The sequence below is a fragment of the Bacillus safensis genome, from assembly GCF_039619585.1.
In the GTDB taxonomy this organism is placed as follows: domain Bacteria; phylum Bacillota; class Bacilli; order Bacillales; family Bacillaceae; genus Bacillus; species Bacillus safensis.
Window position 1 is genome coordinate 1,802,528 of sequence record NZ_CP154909.1, and the last position, 19,645, is coordinate 1,822,172.

General features: G+C 40.7%; 20 protein-coding genes. 6 read left to right on the plus strand and 14 right to left on the minus strand.

All coding sequences use genetic code 11. The features are described 5' to 3' along the window. Positions 1 to 173 precede the first annotated feature (173 nt). Together AAYR28_RS09150 and AAYR28_RS09155 are read right to left on the minus strand one after the other, a co-directional pair. A complete protein-coding gene (locus tag AAYR28_RS09150) occupies positions 174 to 614 on the minus strand; it encodes a rhs-associated protein (protein ID WP_120206936.1) in 441 nt (146 codons plus the stop codon). Between the two features lie 89 nt (positions 615 to 703). Next, complete coding sequence (locus AAYR28_RS09155; RefSeq protein WP_111927456.1) at positions 704 to 1,666, minus strand: helix-turn-helix transcriptional regulator; 963 nt, start codon at positions 1,664 to 1,666, stop codon at positions 704 to 706. A gap of 108 nt (positions 1,667 to 1,774) precedes the next feature. Here AAYR28_RS09155 and AAYR28_RS09160 point away from each other — a divergent pair, with 108 nt between their 5' ends. Together AAYR28_RS09160 and AAYR28_RS09165 are read left to right on the plus strand one after the other, a co-directional pair. Further along, complete coding sequence (locus AAYR28_RS09160) at positions 1,775 to 2,254, plus strand: GyrI-like domain-containing protein (RefSeq protein ID WP_120206934.1); 480 nt, start codon at positions 1,775 to 1,777, stop codon at positions 2,252 to 2,254. Positions 2,255 to 2,275: 21 nt separating this feature from the next. Further along, positions 2,276 to 2,740 carry a phage tail protein gene (locus tag AAYR28_RS09165; protein WP_120206933.1) on the plus strand — a complete coding sequence of 155 codons (465 nt, stop codon included), beginning with the start codon at positions 2,276 to 2,278 and terminating at the stop codon, positions 2,738 to 2,740. Between the two features lie 424 nt (positions 2,741 to 3,164). Here the strand turns inward: AAYR28_RS09165 and AAYR28_RS09170 are convergent, their stop codons facing one another. From AAYR28_RS09170 to AAYR28_RS09180, 3 genes are all read right to left on the minus strand, one after another. Next, positions 3,165 to 3,446 (minus strand): hypothetical protein, encoded by a 282-nt coding sequence (locus AAYR28_RS09170; protein ID WP_101677119.1) that lies wholly within the window; start codon positions 3,444 to 3,446, stop codon positions 3,165 to 3,167. Positions 3,447 to 3,451: 5 nt separating this feature from the next. Then, positions 3,452 to 5,179, minus strand: coding sequence for a ribonuclease YeeF family protein (locus tag AAYR28_RS09175; protein ID WP_345808986.1), 1,728 nt, complete (start codon positions 5,177 to 5,179; stop codon positions 3,452 to 3,454). Between the two features lie 320 nt (positions 5,180 to 5,499). Continuing rightward, positions 5,500 to 5,919: a MarR family winged helix-turn-helix transcriptional regulator gene (locus tag AAYR28_RS09180; RefSeq protein ID WP_259455875.1), complete on the minus strand. Its 420-nt coding sequence runs from the start codon at positions 5,917 to 5,919 to the stop codon at positions 5,500 to 5,502. A gap of 170 nt (positions 5,920 to 6,089) precedes the next feature. On the opposite strand from AAYR28_RS09180, the gene AAYR28_RS09185 reads away from it, so the two are divergent. Next, positions 6,090 to 7,610 carry an MDR family MFS transporter gene (locus AAYR28_RS09185; RefSeq protein WP_041117607.1) on the plus strand — a complete coding sequence of 507 codons (1,521 nt, stop codon included), beginning with the start codon at positions 6,090 to 6,092 and terminating at the stop codon, positions 7,608 to 7,610. Between the two features lie 38 nt (positions 7,611 to 7,648). Here AAYR28_RS09185 and AAYR28_RS09190 read toward each other — a convergent pair whose 3' ends face one another. From AAYR28_RS09190 to AAYR28_RS09210, 5 genes are all read right to left on the minus strand, one after another. Next, positions 7,649 to 8,518 (minus strand): class II fructose-bisphosphate aldolase, encoded by an 870-nt coding sequence (locus AAYR28_RS09190; protein ID WP_120206921.1) that lies wholly within the window; start codon positions 8,516 to 8,518, stop codon positions 7,649 to 7,651. Positions 8,519 to 8,520: 2 nt separating this feature from the next. Beyond that, entirely contained in the window at positions 8,521 to 8,979 is a 459-nt protein-coding gene (locus AAYR28_RS09195; protein ID WP_024427781.1) for a PTS sugar transporter subunit IIA, read from the minus strand. Positions 8,980 to 8,994: 15 nt separating this feature from the next. Continuing rightward, positions 8,995 to 10,410 carry a PTS fructose transporter subunit IIC gene (locus AAYR28_RS09200; RefSeq protein WP_120206919.1) on the minus strand — a complete coding sequence of 472 codons (1,416 nt, stop codon included), beginning with the start codon at positions 10,408 to 10,410 and terminating at the stop codon, positions 8,995 to 8,997. 13 nt (positions 10,411 to 10,423) lie between these two features. Continuing rightward, positions 10,424 to 11,338 (minus strand): 1-phosphofructokinase, encoded by a 915-nt coding sequence (gene pfkB, locus AAYR28_RS09205; protein WP_326136331.1) that lies wholly within the window; start codon positions 11,336 to 11,338, stop codon positions 10,424 to 10,426. Between the two features lie 130 nt (positions 11,339 to 11,468). After that, complete coding sequence (locus tag AAYR28_RS09210; protein WP_034284000.1) at positions 11,469 to 12,245, minus strand: MurR/RpiR family transcriptional regulator; 777 nt, start codon at positions 12,243 to 12,245, stop codon at positions 11,469 to 11,471. 159 nt (positions 12,246 to 12,404) lie between these two features. On the opposite strand from AAYR28_RS09210, the gene AAYR28_RS09215 reads away from it, so the two are divergent. Then, entirely contained in the window at positions 12,405 to 13,811 is a 1,407-nt protein-coding gene (locus tag AAYR28_RS09215) for a phospholipase D family protein (RefSeq protein WP_345808978.1), read from the plus strand. Between the two features lie 8 nt (positions 13,812 to 13,819). On the opposite strand, the gene AAYR28_RS09220 is transcribed toward AAYR28_RS09215, so the two are convergent. The 3 genes from AAYR28_RS09220 to AAYR28_RS09230 are packed head-to-tail and all read right to left on the minus strand — an operon-like array spanning position 13,820 to position 15,446. Beyond that, complete coding sequence (locus tag AAYR28_RS09220; protein WP_034284003.1) at positions 13,820 to 14,305, minus strand: DMT family transporter; 486 nt, start codon at positions 14,303 to 14,305, stop codon at positions 13,820 to 13,822. A gap of 21 nt (positions 14,306 to 14,326) precedes the next feature. Further along, a complete protein-coding gene (locus tag AAYR28_RS09225) occupies positions 14,327 to 15,007 on the minus strand; it encodes a Crp/Fnr family transcriptional regulator (protein ID WP_098677256.1) in 681 nt (226 codons plus the stop codon). Positions 15,008 to 15,020: 13 nt separating this feature from the next. Then, entirely contained in the window at positions 15,021 to 15,446 is a 426-nt protein-coding gene (locus AAYR28_RS09230) for a DMT family transporter (protein ID WP_098677255.1), read from the minus strand. A 211-nt stretch (positions 15,447 to 15,657) separates the two neighbouring features. Here AAYR28_RS09230 and AAYR28_RS09235 point away from each other — a divergent pair, with 211 nt between their 5' ends. Then, positions 15,658 to 17,085 (plus strand): aldehyde dehydrogenase family protein, encoded by a 1,428-nt coding sequence (locus tag AAYR28_RS09235; protein WP_095408710.1) that lies wholly within the window; start codon positions 15,658 to 15,660, stop codon positions 17,083 to 17,085. 69 nt (positions 17,086 to 17,154) lie between these two features. Here AAYR28_RS09235 and AAYR28_RS09240 read toward each other — a convergent pair whose 3' ends face one another. Next, positions 17,155 to 17,553 carry a DUF3221 domain-containing protein gene (locus tag AAYR28_RS09240; RefSeq protein WP_231122768.1) on the minus strand — a complete coding sequence of 133 codons (399 nt, stop codon included), beginning with the start codon at positions 17,551 to 17,553 and terminating at the stop codon, positions 17,155 to 17,157. 260 nt (positions 17,554 to 17,813) lie between these two features. Between AAYR28_RS09240 and AAYR28_RS09245 the strand changes: the two genes are divergently transcribed. Continuing rightward, positions 17,814 to 19,634 carry an assimilatory sulfite reductase (NADPH) flavoprotein subunit gene (locus tag AAYR28_RS09245; protein ID WP_081124471.1) on the plus strand — a complete coding sequence of 607 codons (1,821 nt, stop codon included), beginning with the start codon at positions 17,814 to 17,816 and terminating at the stop codon, positions 19,632 to 19,634. Positions 19,635 to 19,645 lie beyond the last annotated feature (11 nt).

A 19,645-nucleotide genomic window follows, 5' to 3' on the forward strand; every position in this document is an offset into this window, starting at 1 on the left:
ATAAGAAAAACACACCAATTGAGTGTGCTTTCAGGCTTGTATATAAAGAGTCCTTTGTCTTCTTTTAGTTGTTTAAGGACCAATAAAAGCAAAAAACCTAGAATGGTATAAAGCCAGTCAAGGTTTTTTCACTTCTTATCATCTTTTATTTTTCCTATATGTGAAGCTTAAAATTATTTTTTGTTTAAACTAAATCCGAAATCCAAATAGTTTTCAAATGAAATACAAATACACCAATCACCTTCTAACGATATAAAGTAGTGGTGCTGTGGGATATCTAAAAAATAGACTAGTAACTCTTTTGAATGTTTTAATTCAAACTGGTACCCAAACTCTGTAAGGTTATCCCCTATGTAAATTACTTGTAAGTCATTAGCTAAATATTTTTCTTTTAATTCAGTTATAAATAGAAGAGCATCAGAAAGTAACGATTCATTATTTGAGCTCTTACTATGGTGTTTATTGGTTTGTAACCAATTTATTTTTGAACCAGTAAAATCAAATTTTTGTTCTATTAAATCTAAATAAATTTCTGGATTTTCATGTACTTTGACATATTTAAGTAGGTCTTTTAATTCCAAATCCTTTATTAGATCTTCATCATAAGAATTCAATAAAATGAACCCCTTTATCTAAATGTATTTATTTAACTACCTTCTTGTCAAAATTCATAGGAATCGCTGTGAGGTCTAACCAGCATTGATTATGGACAATATAGGAGGAGTCTCTCTTGTAAACCTTCCAAGATTTCTACAGGCATTTCCCTGACCTTGATATCATCGCCTAGGAAAAATAGCCAATTTGTTATTTCGGTTATTTCTTCTGTATGATTAACATCGATAAAAGTCTTTAAAATGGCTGTAGTTTGGTAAGGATTCGTATAAGAAATTGACATTTTGAAAGGATGGTATTTTTTGAACTGTGCAATTGCCTTTGGACCAAGTTCAAGGACAAGGTTAATTACTTCTTCCTGTTTACTTAGTTTTTCTAAAATCTTTTTCCTGCTTAATCGAATATTTGTAGAGCATGGTTCTACATCTGTGAGATGGTCGACAGGCAAAATCCGTTTCTTCTCCTCCTTTAAATCAAAGCCTTCAATCAGCCACAGGCTTTTTTCACGATAAAGATTCAAGAGGTAAATAGGATAGGACTTTATCACGTTCTCCTCTCTTATGGTAATCAGTAAATATCGATCCAAAATAAGCAGTTGGATTAATTTTTCTAACATGGGATGAGGGAGATCTGTCAAATCAAGCAGATCAGGATTATTCGGATTAGTCCCTTCAAATAGTAAGAGGCGATTTAAAAGAACAAGGTCATCTTGCTGGGTTTCTGAGATGAGTCCTAGTAATTTTTCAGCTAAAGACTGACGACTCTTTAAATAAGGGAGTTGTTGGTTTCTCGTAGCCATAAAGGCAATAAAAAGAGCTTTAATCTCATTATCGGTAAAACGAACAGTTGGCAGGACAGAGTTGTTCATCACAAAATATCCCCCGTCCCTTCCGACTTCTGCGACAAGCGGCATCCCCATAGCTTCAATTTCTCTGATGTCTCTAATTGCTGTCGAACGAGAGATATTAAATTCTCTCATGATTTCAGAAATTGTAAAGTTGGCGCGGTTGTTGATATACCGCATGATGGTATTAATCCGTTCAACTTTTTTCATCTGGCCCCCCTAAACAGTATCATTTTTTGACATGGTTTAAGCCTATTATATATTTATCAAGTGAAAAGAAAAAACATTTGATCAATTTTTCAAAAGGAAGTGTTGAATATGGCAGATTATATACTAGAAGAAAAAGACAGCTTTCACGTGTTAGGTATTGGAACTGAACTTAAGAGTCATTACACAGACTATGCGGGCATAACGAAGGAAAAAGCAGACTTTTGGCAAGCAGTCACACAAGAAGGTAAGCTTGACACCTTAAAAGCCATTGCCTCAAATGACTGTATTTTTATCGTAAACGAAGCGGTAAATAACAAGCTGATGCATTATGTCGGGGTCATGACAGAGGAATCGTTACCAGAAGCGGACAGAGTGATTCAATTTCCTAAAGGGGAATATTTAATCGTTAAAGGGGAAGCTAAAACCGCTGATGATTTGCATCAAACGCTTACTGGCACTGCATTTGGTCAAGTCTTGCCTGAAGCAAAGAATTTCGCTTATGTTGGTGGACCAAATGCAGTGGTAGAGATGGGGCAGCGAAACGGCTTATTACTTGGTGAGATGTGGATTCCTGTTGTACGAAAATAAGAAGGATATGGAGGGATAGAAATGGCCTATATCGTTGATTTTAAAAATGTGTCTACGATTGGTTTAGAGTCTTCACCTGTAGCAGACGCACTTGCTGGCTTACGAGCGAATGAGGCTCGTTACTTTATGAACAAATATAAGCATGAATTTACAGTATTACCTGCCAGCGAAAGTCAGGATACCCTTGATTATGTGAACCGAGTGTTAAAAGAAGAACGTGAACTAGAGTTTGCAGCCAAACCTTTAGAAACGGCAAGTTTTCAAGTGGAAAATATCAAATGGACCTACGTCTTTTATGAGGATGGTCTTGCAATTAACGTCCTGTATACAGTCGATGACCCAAAAAAACGTGCTGTTGGTTTTAAGCTTTCTGAAGGGATGGAAGTACCAAAGGAATTAGAAGGGAAATTTAAATTTGCTAGGCAGAAGTCTAAACTAGCTGGAACGATTCGTGGGTCATTTTTTAAAATTAAAGGGGAATATTGAACTCGAATTTGTGAATCTGATGAAACAAATAAATTAAAATTATTTCCCCCTTCTAAACAGAGCAGCATTCTCTATGCATTATTAGAGGATGTTTTTCTGTTTATTGTACCAACTTTATTTTCTTATGAAGAAGTTCGCCGTTAAAATGGCTTGGCTATTGCACTGTTTAACATCTATACTTTTTTCAGACCTATATTCAAAGAAAATGATGTGAAGTATCCCTCATTCAAAAAAACACTCACCATAAAAGCTGTGAGTGCCTAGTTTTGCTTGTCTCTATCATACGATGACCCACACAGGAAAAAAGATCCCCATTCTCCTTTTGGTCGGTTTTTTCTCGGATAGGAGTCCAGAGTCCAATAAACACCAAAAACCTTGAAGCATTAGCCCATCAAGGTTTTATATAATCTATAAATTCTGTAAATCATCTCCACCGCCAGCTAATTTCCCTATCAGGATAAACTGCAGGTATATATATCCCCCTTCTTTTATTTTCATCATCAATAATGTACCAATTGTTATCCTCTAACCATTCTTCATTAAAATTTGTTTCTACAAAATCATTTTCTTCATCAACAAGTGCTGCGAAAAAATCATTAAATTTGTCTATATTATTTGAAGGGATAATCTCACCATTAACCCACATACCATCAACATTAATATCGCGTATATCTCCTAAAAACTCGTTTAGAAAGTATAATTTCACAATTCTCACTCCTTAGGTGAAACCTTAATATATTGGCTTGGAACTTCCCCTTTAATCAAATACTCATTATCCCTTTTAGTCCAATTAATCGCTCTTTTCTTCCAAAAATCAGAACAAGTAACATCTCTTTCAATCAACTTTTGAATTTGTTTTGGAGAAAGTATAACAACACCTTTTAGCTTTCCAGACTGTATATCTTTCCTTAAAGCTGATATGTTTAGTTCAATTGCATTTTCTCCATAATTTCCAATAACATTTTTGTTATTTGTAAAACTAGTATAAGGGCTATTAGATTTAGCTCCTTTTCTATAACCTCCAAGTATATGCTCTGTAACAGTCACTTCTCGTCCTTTATATAAACCTTCTTTACTAGCTGGTACTAAATCACCTGAACTTGATATATGAGGTTTACCAATTCCATTTGGTCTAGTTGGAGAGTGTAGTAAACTATCCCCTCTATATAAATTACTTTTGTTGGTTAAAGAAGCATCATCTATACCCCTAATCCCCATCTTCCCATGAAACCTCTTCGACCCGATCGGCAAAAGCATTCCAAGCGCCGCGTTCATACTCGCTTCCTGCTGTTCTTTCGAGATCTTATTTCCAAACATGTCTCGGCCTGTGATCGCTTCGCTGAAACCGTTGGTGGCGGTGAGACCATATAAGCCTTTTTGCGATGTTTTCAGGGCGTCAAAGGATTTTTGTGATGTCTTGTAAATGTCGACTGCCCTGACCGCGGCTGATGTGGCTTGGGTCGTTTTATAGACAGCTTTTCCGCCTTTGAAAATGCGGCCTGCCCAGCCGACGATTGGGATGTAGCCTGCGGCTGCCATGCCGCCTGCCGCGACTCGCTGTCCTGCGGTGAGTTCCTCGCCTGTGATTGGATCAACGCCCGTTGCGGCACGTTTTGCATCGTTCACGCCGGTCAGTTCATTCACGATGTTTCCACCATAATCGAGGGCTTTTTCATACCAAGGGCGGTTGGCGAGGGCTTCTTGTTCCTTTGCGATCTTGCGGGCTTCTTCTTGTTCTTTTTTGATTTTCAGATATTCAGCAGTTTGCTTCTCAATATCGCTCTTTGCCTTGTAGATTTCGCTATTTTGATACGCTTTCTTATCAAAATTCATAGGCGAAATCGCTTTTCCGTCATTTGTCGCATTCATCATTTCAGCGTACAATGCCATTGTAGCTTGCTGCTCCGTCTCTGACAAAGCATATTCATCTTTTAAATTTTGATCAAGCTCTCTCAGTTCTTTGACCGTCTTTTTTCGATCATCTTCCGCATCTTCTATTTTTTCATCAAAGGTTTGGCTATCAAATACCTCTAGGGAAATGAGGTCATCAATGTCTTGAAAAATCGTTTTGAGTGCCTTTTTTTGATCCTTTACAATGCTTTTGGCGTTTTTGATGCCTATATGTACTGCGTTGTCTAAAAAGTGTTCTTCTACAAAGGTATCGCCGCCAAAACTCGTATCATCCAGTGTTCCAGAAACACCTTCATGAAAGGCTTTTTGCTTATCAATGAAGCTGATAAACATGTCTACATTTCCAGCGAGCTCTTTATAGAAACTTTTAATATTATCGGCTCCTTTCCCAGTGAAATCATCACCGAGGTTGGCAACACCTTGTAATGCCTTTTTTAAATCTACCATTTGTTCGCGGAGTTCCTGATAGTGTTTTGCCCTTGTGTCCATGGCACTGGTTAGTGCTTTTGCATCAAGTATCTTACCCAGAAGAATTCACTCCTTCCTATTCATTGACAAGGTCAATTTTACCAATAAAAATTTTGTCATTAAATAGGAATATTGATACAAAAAACAGTACTTATTATATAAGTGGACAATGTTTCAATAGAATACTTTAGCTCCACTTTTGTCAGTAATAATTATGATGCGATATTTAGAACATCTTTTAAATAAATATTTTTTTAAGCTACTTCATTATAAAATTGTTATAGAGCACTTCCATGGTAAGGAAGATGTCACTAGTCGAGGCAATCCCTACATGAATTAGGAATGCACTTAGAAAAAGCACACCCGCATCAGTGTACTTTTTACGATTTAGACTTCAGCAATTGCAGCTCTTGCTCCATGATATCTGCTGCTTCAGTTATAAATTGAATAATTAAATCTAATTCTTCAGGTTTGTATTCATTTGTGAGTTCCTTCGTTGATGTTGATAAGGATCGAAAGAGTTCTTTTACCTGTGATTTCCCCGCTGTTAGAGGAACGATGATGACTCTTCGTTTGTCTTTTGAGTCCTTTTCTCTTTTGGCGTAGCCCGCTTTGACAAGGCGGTCAATGAGAGCTGTGACTGCACCTGAGCTAAGGCCTGTTTTTTCACTTAATTCCCCCGCTGTGAGGGGGCCGAGTTCGTTTAATAGATCGGCGGATTTGAGATCTGTTGGAAAAAGGCCGAGCGATTGAGCGGCCGCTTGGTGGAACAAGACGGTTCGTGTGGCGAGGCGCCTCATTGTATGGATGATCTGGGCTGCTCTGTCTTCAGCCTCGTTCTTTATTGACAACTTGTTCTCCTCCCTTTAAAATCAATTTATCTTGATCATCAAGATAAATGTTCTCTTACTTTATGGTTAAGTTGATCATAGCAAAAATAATGAGAGAACGTAAGCAGGAGGTAAATGAAATGAATCATGTGGATAAAGGCAAGGCATCCACTCGCTTTGTTGTCATCGGTTTGCTGTTAGGGATTTTTATGGCAGCGATGGACAATACCATTGTTGCAACAGCAATGGGAAGCATCGTAGCAGATTTAGGCAGTTTTGATAAATTTGCTTGGGTGACGGCTTCTTATATGGTGGCAGTGATGGCGGGAATGCCGATTTACGGAAAGCTTTCTGATATGTATGGTCGAAAGCGTTTTTTTCTGTTTGGACTTATTTTCTTTTTAATTGGATCAGCGCTGTGCGGTATCGCGCAAACGATGGATCAGCTCATTATTTACCGAGCCATTCAAGGGCTTGGGGGCGGTGCACTTCTTCCAATCGCATTTACGATTATCTTTGACATCTTCCCGCCTGAAAAGCGCGGAAAAATGTCTGGTATGTTTGGAGCAGTCTTTGGTTTATCAAGTGTACTCGGACCGCTTTTAGGTGCTATTATTACGGATTCGATCGGCTGGCATTGGGTTTTCTATATTAATGTGCCAATTGGTATTGTCAGTGTCTTCTTGATCGCCAGATACTATCAGGAATCGCTTGAACATCGTAAGCAGAAAATCGACTGGTCAGGTGCTATTACACTTGTCGTTGCGGTTGTCAGCTTAATGTTCGCGCTTGAGCTTGGCGGTAAATCTTATGCTTGGGATTCGGTGCAAATCCTCACACTTTTTGCTGTGTTTCTTGTGTTCGGTACGATCTTCTTTATTGTTGAGCGTAAGGCTGAGGAGCCGATTATCTCATTTTGGATGTTTAAAAATCGATTATTTGCAACATCTCAAATTTTGGCGTTTTTATATGGCGGGACATTTATTATTCTTGCTGTCTTTATTCCTATTTTCGTGCAGGCTGTGTACGGTGAATCTGCAACAAGTGCAGGGTTCATTTTAACACCGATGATGATTGGATCAGTCATTGGCAGTATGATTGGCGGAACGATGCAGACGAAAGTGCCTTTCAGACGTCTTATGACTATTTCTGTCATTTCATTTTTCGCTGGGATGCTGCTGCTTGCCAATATGTCACCAGATACAGCAAGACTGTGGCTCACACTCTTTATGATGATATCAGGCTTTGGCGTCGGGTTCAGCTTCTCCCTTCTGCCGTCAGCTTCAATGAATGATCTTGAGCCGCGCTACCGAGGCAGTGCAAACTCGACCAATTCATTTATGAGATCACTTGGAATGACGCTCGGTGTAACGATTTTCGGGACGATTCAAACCAATGTGCTGACAAATCGTTTAGCTGATGCCTTTAGCGGAATGAAAGGAGCCCCTTCTCAAGTAGGCGATCCACAGGCTATTTTCCAAGAAGGTGCCCGCTCACAAATTCCGCCTGATATTTTAAATAAAGTCATCGATGCGATGTCACAAAGTATTACGTACGTATTTTTGCTTGCATTATTCCCGATTGCACTTGCGGCGATTACGGTCGTATTTATGGGAAATGCACGGGTACGCACATCTAATGAAATGAAGGAAAACGAATAAAGGGAAAAAGCAGAGCGATAGCAGCTCTGCTTTTTTTCTTATTGATATAACGGATGGGCTTTGCCCTCACTGCCAACGATTCGTATTTTCGATTGGACCATGTCTTTTGCTGCTTGTTTTGCTTTTTGTAAATACATACGCGGATCTAAGCTTTCAGGTTCGTTTGAGAAATGATCACGTATCGCCTCGGAATATGCATTTTTCAGTTCAGTTGAGACATTCACCTTTGCCATACCAAGTGCAACGCATCGCTTGACATCCTCATCTGGTACAGCGGAACCACCGTGCAGGACAAGTGGTACATCGACCAGCGCTGCAATTTGTTCAATGCGGGCAAAGTCAATATCCGGCACCCCTTTATAAATGCCATGGGCAGTACCAATCGCAGGCGCTAAAGTAGGCACCCCAGTTTCTTCTACAAATTGGCGGCATTCTGATGGAACGGCTTTTTCAGCATCCTTTTCGTCGACGACGATATCATCTTCTACGCCGCCTACCTTGCCTAGCTCTGCTTCGACATTTACACCGACTTTTAAGGCAAGATCTACGACTTCTTTTGTGCGGCGTACATTTTCTTCATATGAGTGCATAGATGCATCGATCATAACGGATGTATATCCAGCCCTGATACAGGTGAGAATCACATCAAAGTCTGTGCAGTGATCCAGGTGAAGACCGATTGGGATTTGATATTGATCAGCCGCCGCCTTCACTGTATCTGCAATCGCTTTTGCTCCAAGAGATTGAACCGTTCCAACCGTTGTTTGCAAAATCACAGGTGACTTTAATTCTACAGCAGTTTCGAGCACCCAATAGATACTGTCAAAGGAGTGTACATTGAATGCCACAATTCCGTATTTTTCTTTTTTCGCAGCCTCAAGCATTGGTGTTGTTGAAAGTAAAGGCATGATCAAACATCCTCTCTAGTTAAAATATCCGTTTCTAATACAGCAAGCATGTCTTCATTTGTTCTTGTTTCCAGCAGTTTTTGACGTTTCGTTTCATCCATTAAGCCTCGTGAAAGGGCTGAAAGAGCTTTTAAATGAGTCGTCCCTGCTTCACTTTTAGGGATCAGTAAGGATAGGAAGAAAAAGCAAGGCTTCCCATCAAAAGCGTCCCATTCAATTCCTGTTTCCGTGCGGACGATCACAAGTGCTGGTTTCGTGATGGCTTCTGTTTGTGTATGCGGAATGGCAAATCCATCTTGAAATCCGGTTGTACTAAGTGCTTCCCTTTCCGCTAAACCTTTTTTGACATCCTCTGGTGAGGTGCAAATACCTGCTTTGTAGGCAATGTCAGCAATGGCTGCGAACACGCCAGCCTGTGAAGAAGCTGTTTCGTGAAGATTCATATAGATATGTTCCATCATTTCTCCTCCTCCGTTTTAAACTGCGGGGTTGTCTATTTTTTTACGGTAAAGTCCGTAGAGAATCGCACCTACTAGTGAGCCGATTAGTATGGAAAGCACCCATTGGAATGCACCTGTGACAACTGGGAGGACAAGGAACCCGCCATGCGGAGCTGGAACCTGTACGCCAAAGAGATACGTCAATATAGCAGAGATAGCCGAGCCAAACATGATAATTGGCAGGACAACGACCGGGTTTTTTGCCGCAAATGGGATGGCTCCTTCTGTAATATGTGTCGCCCCCAGAATATAGTTGATTGCCCCTGCATTTCGTTCTTGTGGCGTGAAATGTTTTCGGAAAATCGTTGTAGCAATCGCAATGATAAGCGGTGGTGTGATACATGCTGCTGACACACCTGCCATGAAGTAAAGGTTACCTTCTGCAAGTAAAGCCGTTCCTGTGACATAGGCTGCTTTGTTAAAAGGTCCTCCCATATCAAATCCACACATCGCTCCAACAATTAAGCCTAAAAGCAGAGGGTTTGTGGATTGTACAGATGAGAGAAAATCCATTAAGGAATTATTTAGCCCTGTGATTGGAACTAACAGCGGGGTCATGACAGCCCCGATTAAGAAAATACCGATGACAGGATAGATGAAGATCGATTTTAATCCATCAAGTGATGCTGGTAATTTTTGAAGCAAGAATTGAAGCAATAAAATGATATATCCTGCTGCAAAACCTGCGATAATACCGCCTAAGAAACCAGCACCTCCATCATTTGCAAGGAGACCCCCTATAAATCCAACGACCATCCCTGGGCGTCTTGCGATTGAATCAGCAATAAATGCTGCTAAAATTGGCACCATTAAGCTGAAGCCAAGTCCGCCAATGCTTTTCAAATAGGCAGCAAACGGATGATACGTTTCGTGCTTAGGATCAGCAGAGTAGATACCAAATAAGAAAGAAAGGGCAATTAAGACCCCGCCTCCAACGACAAATGGCAGCATGTGTGATACACCATTCATTAAGTGCTTATAGATGGTGTGTATCCATTTATTTGCCGACTTTTGTTGAGAGGATGAAGGAGCAGATGGTTTTTCTGTTCCAGAAGCTCTTCCTTTCACTTGATGAACGGGAGCATCTTCATTTATAATGCTCTGGATCAGCTCAGCCGGCGTGCGAATGCCTTTGGCTACAGGCACTTCAATCAGTGGTTTGCCGTGAAAACGATCTGTATTTACATCTTTGTCAGCTGCCACAATGACCCCATCTGCTTCCATAATGTCTTGATCAGTTAAAGCGTTTTCAATTCCTACTTGACCATGCGTTTCGACTTTAATGTCGACCCCTAGCTGCTCAGCAGCGATTTTTAATGCTTCAGCTGCCATGAATGTGTGTGCAATGCCTGTTGGACAGCCGGTTGCAGCGACAATTTTTTTACGGCTCATGTGTTATTCCCCCTTAGATCTTCTGAATGTGTACTTGCTCAATCAATGAATCAATATCATGTAAATCACTTAAGCCTTTCGAAAACGCAGTAGAGGCCCCCGTTGCAATGCCGTAGCGTAAGCATTCTTCAGGTGAATGTCCTTCAAGATGTTTACTAAGAAAAGCTGCGAGCATCGCATCTCCAGAACAAGCTGTGTTTACGACAGTGCCTGTTGGTGCGTTTCCTTTAAACACTGCGTCCTTCGTAATGAATAAAGCTCCTTCCTCGCCTCGGGAAATAAGCACTTGTTCTGCACCCATCTCAATGAGTTTCTCTCCTGATTGAATGAGTTCTATTTCTGACAAAGGATGTGTTTTGCCGAAAAAAGCAGCAATTTCTTCTTCATTCGGTTTTAGTAAATACGGCTTGTATTGAAGCGTCTCAAGAACTGCTGCTGAGCTTGTGTCTAAAATGAACTTGACCTTCTGTTGATGGCAAATAGCTGCTACTTCTGAAAAAATGCTGGCAGGAACGCCTTTTGGCAGACTGCCTGACATGATGAGGATGCCTCCCTGCGGGATAGCCGCAATTTTCTCACGAAAGGCGTGAAGCGCTTTTTCTTCAATTGCAGGGCCCTGATTCACGAGCTTGTATTCTTCTGTCGTATTGATAAAAACATTAATTCGTGTGATTCCTTCAACCGAGATAAAATCGGTCTGAATGGAGAGATCCTTTAAAGATTGTTCAATATAAGAGCCTGAAAACCCAGCAATAAATCCTAATGCAGTGCTGGTGAAGCCATATTTCTTTAGCATAATTGACACGTTCACGCCTTTTCCATTCGGCTGATAATCTTCATCTTCTGTGCGATTGACTGCATTTGCCCGCATTTCTTTTAATGCAATATATAGGTCAATAGCAGGATTTAAGGTGCAGGTATAAATCAATTGGTTTCACCTTCTTTCTTTTCTCTAAAGAAAGTATCTCATACGATTCAGTGAAAATGTTTTCAGAATGTGTAAAGGTTTTCATGAGAAAAAGCCTTCCAGATCAAAGTCTCGAAGGCTTTCTTATTGGTTATTTCATTCGGATCACATAAGCATCAAGTAAAATGCGGGCAATGACATGAAGAGACAGGCGGGATCTGACTTCATAATCTGGGAAGAAAGATTGTTCCCCTTTATATCCGACTAGTGTCATATCTGATATTTTGCTTAATGTAGAATCTATTCTTGTCGTAAGCGTAATAGTTGTGACTTGCTTCATGCTGAGGTTTTGACACGCTTCAACAAGCTCAGCTGTTTCGCCATTTAATGAAACAAAGATGGCAAGCTCACTTTTATCAATGTCTCGCGATTTCAGCCGAATGATATTCGGATCGTCGTGTACTTCACATGTTTTCCCGATGAGCTGTAATTTGATGGTCATCTCTTTGGCGATCATCTCTGAGAAGCCCCTACCGAAAATATAAATTTTGTCTGCATTATGTATTTTTTGAACGGCATCTTCAATTTGTCCAATACTTTGCAGCTGTATCGTTTTTAAAACCTCTTCTTCATTTTTCCGAATTGCTAGTTTGATGTCTTCATCAATATTTTTGAGCTGGTCGCTTGCATCTGTCATTTTCTTTTCTTGTTTCAATCGATATTTAAAGGATGTATAGCCGTTATAGCCAATTTTTTTCATCAGTCTGACAATCGTGGCCGTTGATACATTGGCTCTTTCGCTTAAAGTGACAATGGATAAGGTGGAGATATCCTCTAAATGCTGGTGAATATAATTGAGTAAATATCGTTCTGTTTCACTTAATGTTTGATATACATCACTTGGGATGTTAAATAATGATTCATTCAATTCGATTCCCCCTTATTCATTTCATACTATAATTAAATGCCCAATAAAAACAAGATGATTCTTTTGTCATGTATTTAGATAAAAGGCGAAAATGAGTGAAATTTTATTTTTGACATAAACTAAGGAAAAGTTGTGTCTATGTGAAAGGAGCTGATCCGTATGCTTCATCTTTTGTTTTTTCTGATCCTTCTCTATGTCGTTTATGTCTTTTTGACCGCATTTGTTTTGTTTTATTTACCGATCCAAAAAACATGCAAAGAACATTGTATCTATAAAGCCTCTTCGATCTCAGGAGACGATCAGGGCACAAATCAAGTGATGCTTCTTGACGATGGATTTGAGTCTGGTCAGGTCAGAATCCAAATGATTCGTGAGTCAAAGAGGATGATCCGCCTTAGTTATTATTCCATTCAAAAGGGAAAAACAGCCGAATGGGTACTAGGTGCTTTAATTGAAGCTGCTGATCGAGGGGTGAAAGTTCAGCTGCTTTTAGACGGCATCTGCCACAGTTTGCGTGGACCGCTAAAAGATTTACGATATGCCGTGGCAAATCACCCGAACATGGCCATTCGTTTTTATGAGCCCTTTCGGTTATTTAAGCCATGGACGTGGCATAACCGCCTTCATGATAAGCTGCTGCTGGCAGATGGCCGAGTGGCTGTGATGGGCGGAAGAAATATCGGTGATAAATACTTTGCAGATCAGCCCCCTAAAGATTTTGCATTTGACCGCGATGTGCTGCTTTATAACGACAAAAAAGGAAAAGTATTAGATGAAATGGAGCAATACTTCGTTTATTTATGGAATCATGACTTTACGAAAAGAACAAAAGCAGTGTTCTCTAAACAAAAAGCAAAGAAAGGCTTAAAACTAAGAAAGAAACTGCTTAGATCCTATCAGGAGGCAGTGCATGCGAAAGAACCTTTTGTGATGTCGTCCTTTAATTGGGCAGCAGATGGCACCTCAGTAAAGCAGATTGCATTTTTTACAAATCCTGTGGAGCGCTTCAATAAGCGTCCTCTTGTGCTCAAAAAACTAAACGATCTAGCTCACCGGGCAAAGCGTTCTGTGCTCATACAGACGCCTTATGTCATCCCGACACGACCCATGAAAGACGGCCTCACTCCCTTAGCCAGCGGGATTCAAACGACAGTTGTCACGAATTCTCTCACAGCGACGCCAAATCCGTTAGCTTTTGCAGGTTACTTAAGCACGAAAAAGGAACTGATGAAAACAGGCGTTCATTTGTACGAATATGAAGGTCCGTATTCCATTCATGCGAAATCAATGGTCATTGATGATTATTTAAGTATTATTGGCACATATAATTTAGATGCGAGGTCTAGTTTTTTAAATACAGAGTCAATTTTGGTCATTGATAGTGCCCCGTTTGCGCTATCACTTACTCAGGCAATAGAACGTAAAATTTCCTATAGTATACTTGTCGCGAAGGACAAAGCAGCCTATAAAGCGGAGTCCTATGGGCAGAAAAAAAAGCCTTTGATGAAAAGGCTCCTTTTAAATGGTTTATCCGCGATAACTGTTCTATGGCGGCGGTTGATCTAAAGGGCAGCTTACTCTTGTGGCAGCCCTTTTTCTTCTGATTGATCCTCTTCTGCTGACTCCAATTTGGTCAATTTAAACACTAGGATCCCCGCAACAATTACAATGACACCTAATAGTTTTGCGGGAGAAAATTCCACTTTCTCTAACCCAAGCCAGCCAAGCGAATCGAACAAAAGCGCAGAACCGAGCTGTGAAATCAGGACAATCGAGATTCCATAAGTCGGACCAAGACGTTTGATACTTTGAACGAGGCAGATGACCACCCCTACTCCAATGGCTCCGCTCATCCAGTACCACGCTTCCATATGTCTTAATTGAAACATGCCGGTTCCTTCTAGCAAAAGACCCATCAAAAGTGAAGCAATAAAGCCCATACCTAGAACGAGAGTGGTCGTTGACCAAGAGCCTGTCTGCTCATTGACCTTACTGTTAAAAATGGTTTGTAAGCTGACGAGTGCGCCAGCCGTGATGGCTAATCCTATTCCTATGATCATGTCTGAATCCCTTCATTTCTTCTATTCATAAATGTTTCGCTCCGCTATTTCTAAGAGTCCTTCCCGGTCAAGAATCGTAATCTTCCCTCTTCGCCTCTCTATCAGCCCTTTTTCACAAAATTGCTGAATCACCCGGTTAATATGACGGTAGCTTGTACCAATTAAGCTCGCCGCATCAGTAAGACGCAGTGCGCTCGCGCTGTTATCCCCTGTTAACACAGACAATAAGTAGCTTGCGAGTCTGACCTCTACAGGGTATAAAAGGTGGAAGCTCAAATCGTTTGATTTCGTATAAAATTTGTTTGTGATGCCCTTTAGTAAAAAGGTTAACACGCGGGGGTCATCCTTCGCATGGCGCATGAGCGCTTGATGAGAAATCCTTAGCATATGTACTTCTGTGACAGCCTCCACTGTATTGACCATATCAGTCTGCTGAACGTATTCAATATCTCCAATCGCTTCAAGAGGATGTTTAAAACAAAGAATGAAGGTCTTTCCTTCTTTTGTGGTGGTGAAAATCTTTAATTTTCCTTTTACTAACAAGTACAAGTGCTCCCTCTGATCTCCCTTTGAACAAATCAGCTCACCTTGCTCATAGCGCCATAAGCTGACGTGTGATATGAGTTTCTGATGAAAGACGTTTTCTAATTCATGTGCCTTGAGATAAGTGGAAAATAGAGATTCATCATGAAGCTCCTCCATCTGACGCCCTCCTTTATAGCTTTAAAATGATTACGCCTGCGATCATCAATAGAATTCCTGCATAATGCTGCCATTTCATTTTCTTCTTCTGTACACCAAACCATCCTTTTGCATCGATTGCAAAGGTGAAAGCAAGCTGAGCAATGAGTAAAGCAGCGATGGTCAGTGTGACACCGATCATTTGAATCGCAGTCACTTCATTGAAAATAATAATGGCTGCAAATGCGCCTCCAATTAAATACAGTGGCTTCACCTTTCGATATTCCCTGAAGTGTCCGTCACGTACGATCAGTAAAATGATCAGTGCGATCATAAAGCCGGTCAGCTGCGTGATGGTTGCCGCCTGCCATGTGCCGATATCCTGGCTGATCCTTGCGTTTGCTACGCCTTGCAGTGTAATACAAGCGCCTCCTAATAAAGCGAAAATAACACCTTTCATTCGTTCAAATGCTCCTTCTTTTTCAGTCTAGTTCCATTAAAAGATAGATGCCCTGATGTTGAAAAGGACATATGTCCCACTTTGCGTATTATATCAGAAACTTTTTCTTTTACAGTTGCATCGTTTTAGATTTTTCACAGTGGGTACAGTTTTATATCACCTGAAAACAGAATATTGAATGGAATCACATATAAAAAGGAGACATGTCAGAATGAGAAATCAAGAGAAACATTTTATTAACGGAGAATGGATCGCATCAACAGGAAACGAAACGACGGAAGTCATCAATCCTGCTACAGAGGAAGTCATTGGCACCATTAGTTTAGGAACAAAAGAAGATTTAGATAAGGCAGTCAAAGCTGCTCGTGCCGCCTTCCCTTCTTTCTCAAAAACATCTCGAAATGAACGCGTAAAGATGCTGGAAAACATTGTGCGTGGCTACGAAAAGCGTAAGGATGAACTAATTGAAGTCATGACACAAGAGCTCGGTGCACCGCTGAAAGTATCGGAAGAGGTTCATTACAAAATGGGACATGAACATTTTTCTAAAGCAGCGGAAGCACTTAAATCGTATACATTTACTGAGGACCGCGGCGGGCACACTATTATAAAAGAAGCGATTGGTGTCAGCGGATTGATTACACCTTGGAATTTCCCAACAAATCAAACATCACTTAAAATCGCGGGTGCCATTGCAGCTGGCTCACCAGTTGTCTTAAAGCCTGCGGAAATTACACCTTTTGCCGCAATGATTCTTGCAGACATCATTGATGAAGCTGGCGTACCGAAAGGCGTCTTCAACCTAGTTAACGGAACTGGTGATGTCATTGGTGACGGCATTAGCTCACACCCTGATATTGACTTTGTTTCATTTACGGGATCAGGTGCTGTCGGCTCTAAAATAATGGAAAATGCTGCAGACAATATTAAGAAAGTGGCTCTTGAGCTCGGCGGGAAATCCCCTCTTATCGTCTTAGATGATGCAGATGTGGATGAGGCAGCCGAAACAGCCGTTCATCATATTGCGATGAATACAGGTCAAGTGTGTTCCGCAGCTACACGTGTGCTGATTCCTGAATCAATGAAAGACGCATTTGAAAAAGCGCTGCTGAATGCTCTGCCTAAGTTTACAGTTGGTGATCCGAGAGAAGATCACGCCACTGGCCCGCTTGTGTCCAAAAAGCAATGGGATACTGTGCAGTCTTATATTGAAAAAGGAATTGAAGAAGGTGCTCACCTGCTTGCTGGGGGAACTGGTAAGCCGGACGGACTAGACAAAGGATATTTCGCCAAGCATACTATTTTCACAAATGTGAAAAATGATATGACCATTGCGCAAGAGGAAATATTCGGACCCGTCATGAGTGTGATCACATATAAGGACCTTGATCATGCCCTTGAGATTGCCAATGATACAGTGTATGGCCTTGCTGGCTATGTGGTTGGAAAAGATGAAAAAACATTAAAATATGTAGCTGAACATATTCGTGCCGGTCAAATTACCATCAACAATGCCGAAACAGATTACTTTGCCCCGTTTGGCGGCTTTAAGCAATCTGGTATCGGAAGAGAATGGGGAGACTTCGGAATCGAGGAATATTTAGAAGTGAAAGCTGTGATGGGACTTCCAACAGCATAATTTGATAAAGGAGAAAAACCTTAGGGTTTTTCTCCTTTATCTTGATAGAAAGAATCTGCCCCTGCTCCCCTACTTATCCACCAAGATGTGATATTTTTTGACCGTTGCTTTAGGAGGAAACGATTCTTGTAACTCATCAAACCAAACCTCAATCGTTTGACCCTGTGACAGCTCTTTAGAATCTACTTTTGTTAAATCCATAACGATGAGATTATTTTTATACTTTTCAATAAGAAGATGAGTTTTCAATGAATCATCGCTTTTTAGAGGCGTTTTATTGTTAATAAGAAGTAAGTTCGTTTCCCCTTTTCTTAGAAGGATGCCTTTTTTTGAAAAAGGTGCTGTTATTTTATTCTTATTGTCTGAATTCTTTATATGGCCCTTTGGTGAATGGCACGCTACTAATAAAATGAGAAAAATCAAGATGACAAGCCGAAAATATTTTGTGTTTTTAAATTTTAGCTGCATCAACTTTCATACACCCCTTTTCAATTCCTTACGATCGCTTCTTCATTCAAAACGGCTCATTTTTCTAAAGGTGCTTTATCCAGTTAAACGATTCACCTTCATGTTCCTTCACCTTGCAAAGGTATTAGAAATCTTAATCATGACAATCAATATTATATATTTTACTTAATGGCAAACTTTCGGTAAAGTTCAAATTGAACCTATATATATAATTCCTATCGAATTAATCTATGTTTATATTCCTTGTGAGGTGGATATCGTTGCAACTTCATGTATTGAACAGTCCGTTTAGTCAGGAGCAGGCAGAACTGCTTAATCAGCTGCTTCCGACTTTAACAGATCAGCAAAAAATTTGGCTTACCGGTTATTTATCAGCACAGGCAGCTTTAACCGGATTAGAAAATACTGCCCAAACCCCTTCTCCTTCTGCTGCAGCACCAGCGCAGCCTGTCAGTAAAGATGTGACCGTGCTTTATGGCTCGCAAACAGGCAATTCTGAAGGGTTAGCAAAAAAGACAGCGCAGCATCTTGAAGAGAAAGGTTTTCAAGTGACGCTCTCTTCTATGTCAGATTTTAAACCAAATAGTCTGAAAAAAATAAACAATTTACTGATTATCGTCAGCACACATGGCGAGGGAGATCCGCCTGATAATGCCCTTTCTTTCCATGAATATGTTCACGGCAGACGTGCACCAAAGCTTGATCATTTAAGCTTTTCTGTCCTTTCACTTGGTGACAGCTCTTACGAATTCTTCTGTCAAACAGGTAAAGAATTTGATGAGCGCTTAAAAGAGCTTGGCGGAACGCGTCTTTTCGATCGAGTGGACTGTGATCTTGATTATGATGAGCCGTTTTCTGAATGGCTTCAAGGGGTGGCATCTTCACTTAGCGAAGGCGGAGCCGCAGCAGCCCCGCAGGAATCAGCGGAAGCAAACACTCAAACAGCTGCATCTGAATACTCAAGAACAAATCCTTTTTATGCTGAAGTGCTTGAAAATATCAACCTAAATGGCCGCGGTTCTAACAAAGAAACCCGTCATTTGGAGCTTTCTCTTGAAGGATCAGGACTTGTTTATGAGCCGGGTGACAGCCTTGGTATTTATCCAACAAATGATCCAGCCCTTGTTGATGAACTGATCAAGGCATGCGGATGGGATGCAGAGGAAGCCGTAACCGTTCATAAAAACGGCGACACGCTTCCTTTAAAGGAAGCACTCACCTCTCATTTTGAGATTACTGTCTTAACAAAACCTCTTCTTCAAAAGATGGCGTCCTTTACAAAGAGCGAAGCCTTGCAGGCCCTTTTAGAAGAAGGAAACGAAGAAAAGTTAAAAGCATATATAGCAGGAAGAGATTTAGTAGATGCTGCTCGTGATTTCGGTCCTTTTGAAGGAACAGCGGCAGACTTCACTGCCATTTTAAGAAAAATTCCGGCACGCCTTTATTCCATTGCAAGCAGCCTTAAAGCAAATGAAGAAGAAGTTCATTTGACAATCGGTGCTGTGAGATATGATGCTCACGGAAGAGAACGTCAAGGTGTCTGCTCAATCTTATGTGCGGAGCGCTTAGAGCCAGGTGATAAGCTGCCTGTTTATATTCAGCACAATCAAAACTTTAAGCTTCCTGAAAACCCTGATGCACCGATCATTATGGTAGGACCAGGCACAGGCATTGCGCCTTTCCGTTCCTTTATGCAGGAGCGCGAGGAAGTCGGTGCAGACGGAAAGTCATGGTTGTTCTTCGGTGATCAGCACTTTGTGACGGATTTCTTATATCAAACCGAATGGCAAAAGTGGTTAAAAGATGGTGTGTTAACGAAAATGGATGTGGCTTTTTCAAGAGATTCAGAGGAAAAAGTATATGTCCAGCATCAAATGAAGAAACAAAGTAAAGAATTATTCGAATGGCTGGAGCAAGGTGCCTATGTATATGTCTGCGGAGATGAAAAACATATGGCGCATGATGTTCATGATACCCTTCTATCAATCATCCAAGAAGAAGGTGCGATGAGCAAAGAGAAAGCTGAAAGCTATCTAGCCAACTTGCAGCAGCAAAAACGCTATCAGCGTGACGTATATTGATTGAATGCTTG

Excerpts from the sequence above, each read along its gene's own strand:
- AAYR28_RS09155 (WP_111927456.1), bottom strand. The coding sequence starts at position 1,666 with ATGAAAAAAGTTGAACGGATTAATACCATCATGCGGTATATCAACAAC.
- AAYR28_RS09160 (WP_120206934.1), top strand. The coding sequence starts at position 1,775 with ATGGCAGATTATATACTAGAAGAAAAAGACAGCTTTCACGTGTTAGGT.
- AAYR28_RS09165 (WP_120206933.1), top strand. The coding sequence starts at position 2,276 with ATGGCCTATATCGTTGATTTTAAAAATGTGTCTACGATTGGTTTAGAG.
- AAYR28_RS09180 (WP_259455875.1), bottom strand. The coding sequence starts at position 5,919 with ATGAGGCGCCTCGCCACACGAACCGTCTTGTTCCACCAAGCGGCCGCT.
- AAYR28_RS09185 (WP_041117607.1), top strand. The coding sequence starts at position 6,090 with ATGAATCATGTGGATAAAGGCAAGGCATCCACTCGCTTTGTTGTCATC.
- AAYR28_RS09190 (WP_120206921.1), bottom strand. The coding sequence starts at position 8,518 with ATGCCTTTACTTTCAACAACACCAATGCTTGAGGCTGCGAAAAAAGAA.
- AAYR28_RS09195 (WP_024427781.1), bottom strand. The coding sequence starts at position 8,979 with ATGATGGAACATATCTATATGAATCTTCACGAAACAGCTTCTTCACAG.
- AAYR28_RS09200 (WP_120206919.1), bottom strand. The coding sequence starts at position 10,410 with ATGAGCCGTAAAAAAATTGTCGCTGCAACCGGCTGTCCAACAGGCATT.
- AAYR28_RS09215 (WP_345808978.1), top strand. The coding sequence starts at position 12,405 with ATGCTTCATCTTTTGTTTTTTCTGATCCTTCTCTATGTCGTTTATGTC.
- AAYR28_RS09220 (WP_034284003.1), bottom strand. The coding sequence starts at position 14,305 with ATGATCATAGGAATAGGATTAGCCATCACGGCTGGCGCACTCGTCAGC.
- AAYR28_RS09225 (WP_098677256.1), bottom strand. The coding sequence starts at position 15,007 with ATGGAGGAGCTTCATGATGAATCTCTATTTTCCACTTATCTCAAGGCA.
- AAYR28_RS09230 (WP_098677255.1), bottom strand. The coding sequence starts at position 15,446 with ATGAAAGGTGTTATTTTCGCTTTATTAGGAGGCGCTTGTATTACACTG.
- AAYR28_RS09235 (WP_095408710.1), top strand. The coding sequence starts at position 15,658 with ATGAGAAATCAAGAGAAACATTTTATTAACGGAGAATGGATCGCATCA.
- AAYR28_RS09240 (WP_231122768.1), bottom strand. The coding sequence starts at position 17,553 with ATGCAGCTAAAATTTAAAAACACAAAATATTTTCGGCTTGTCATCTTG.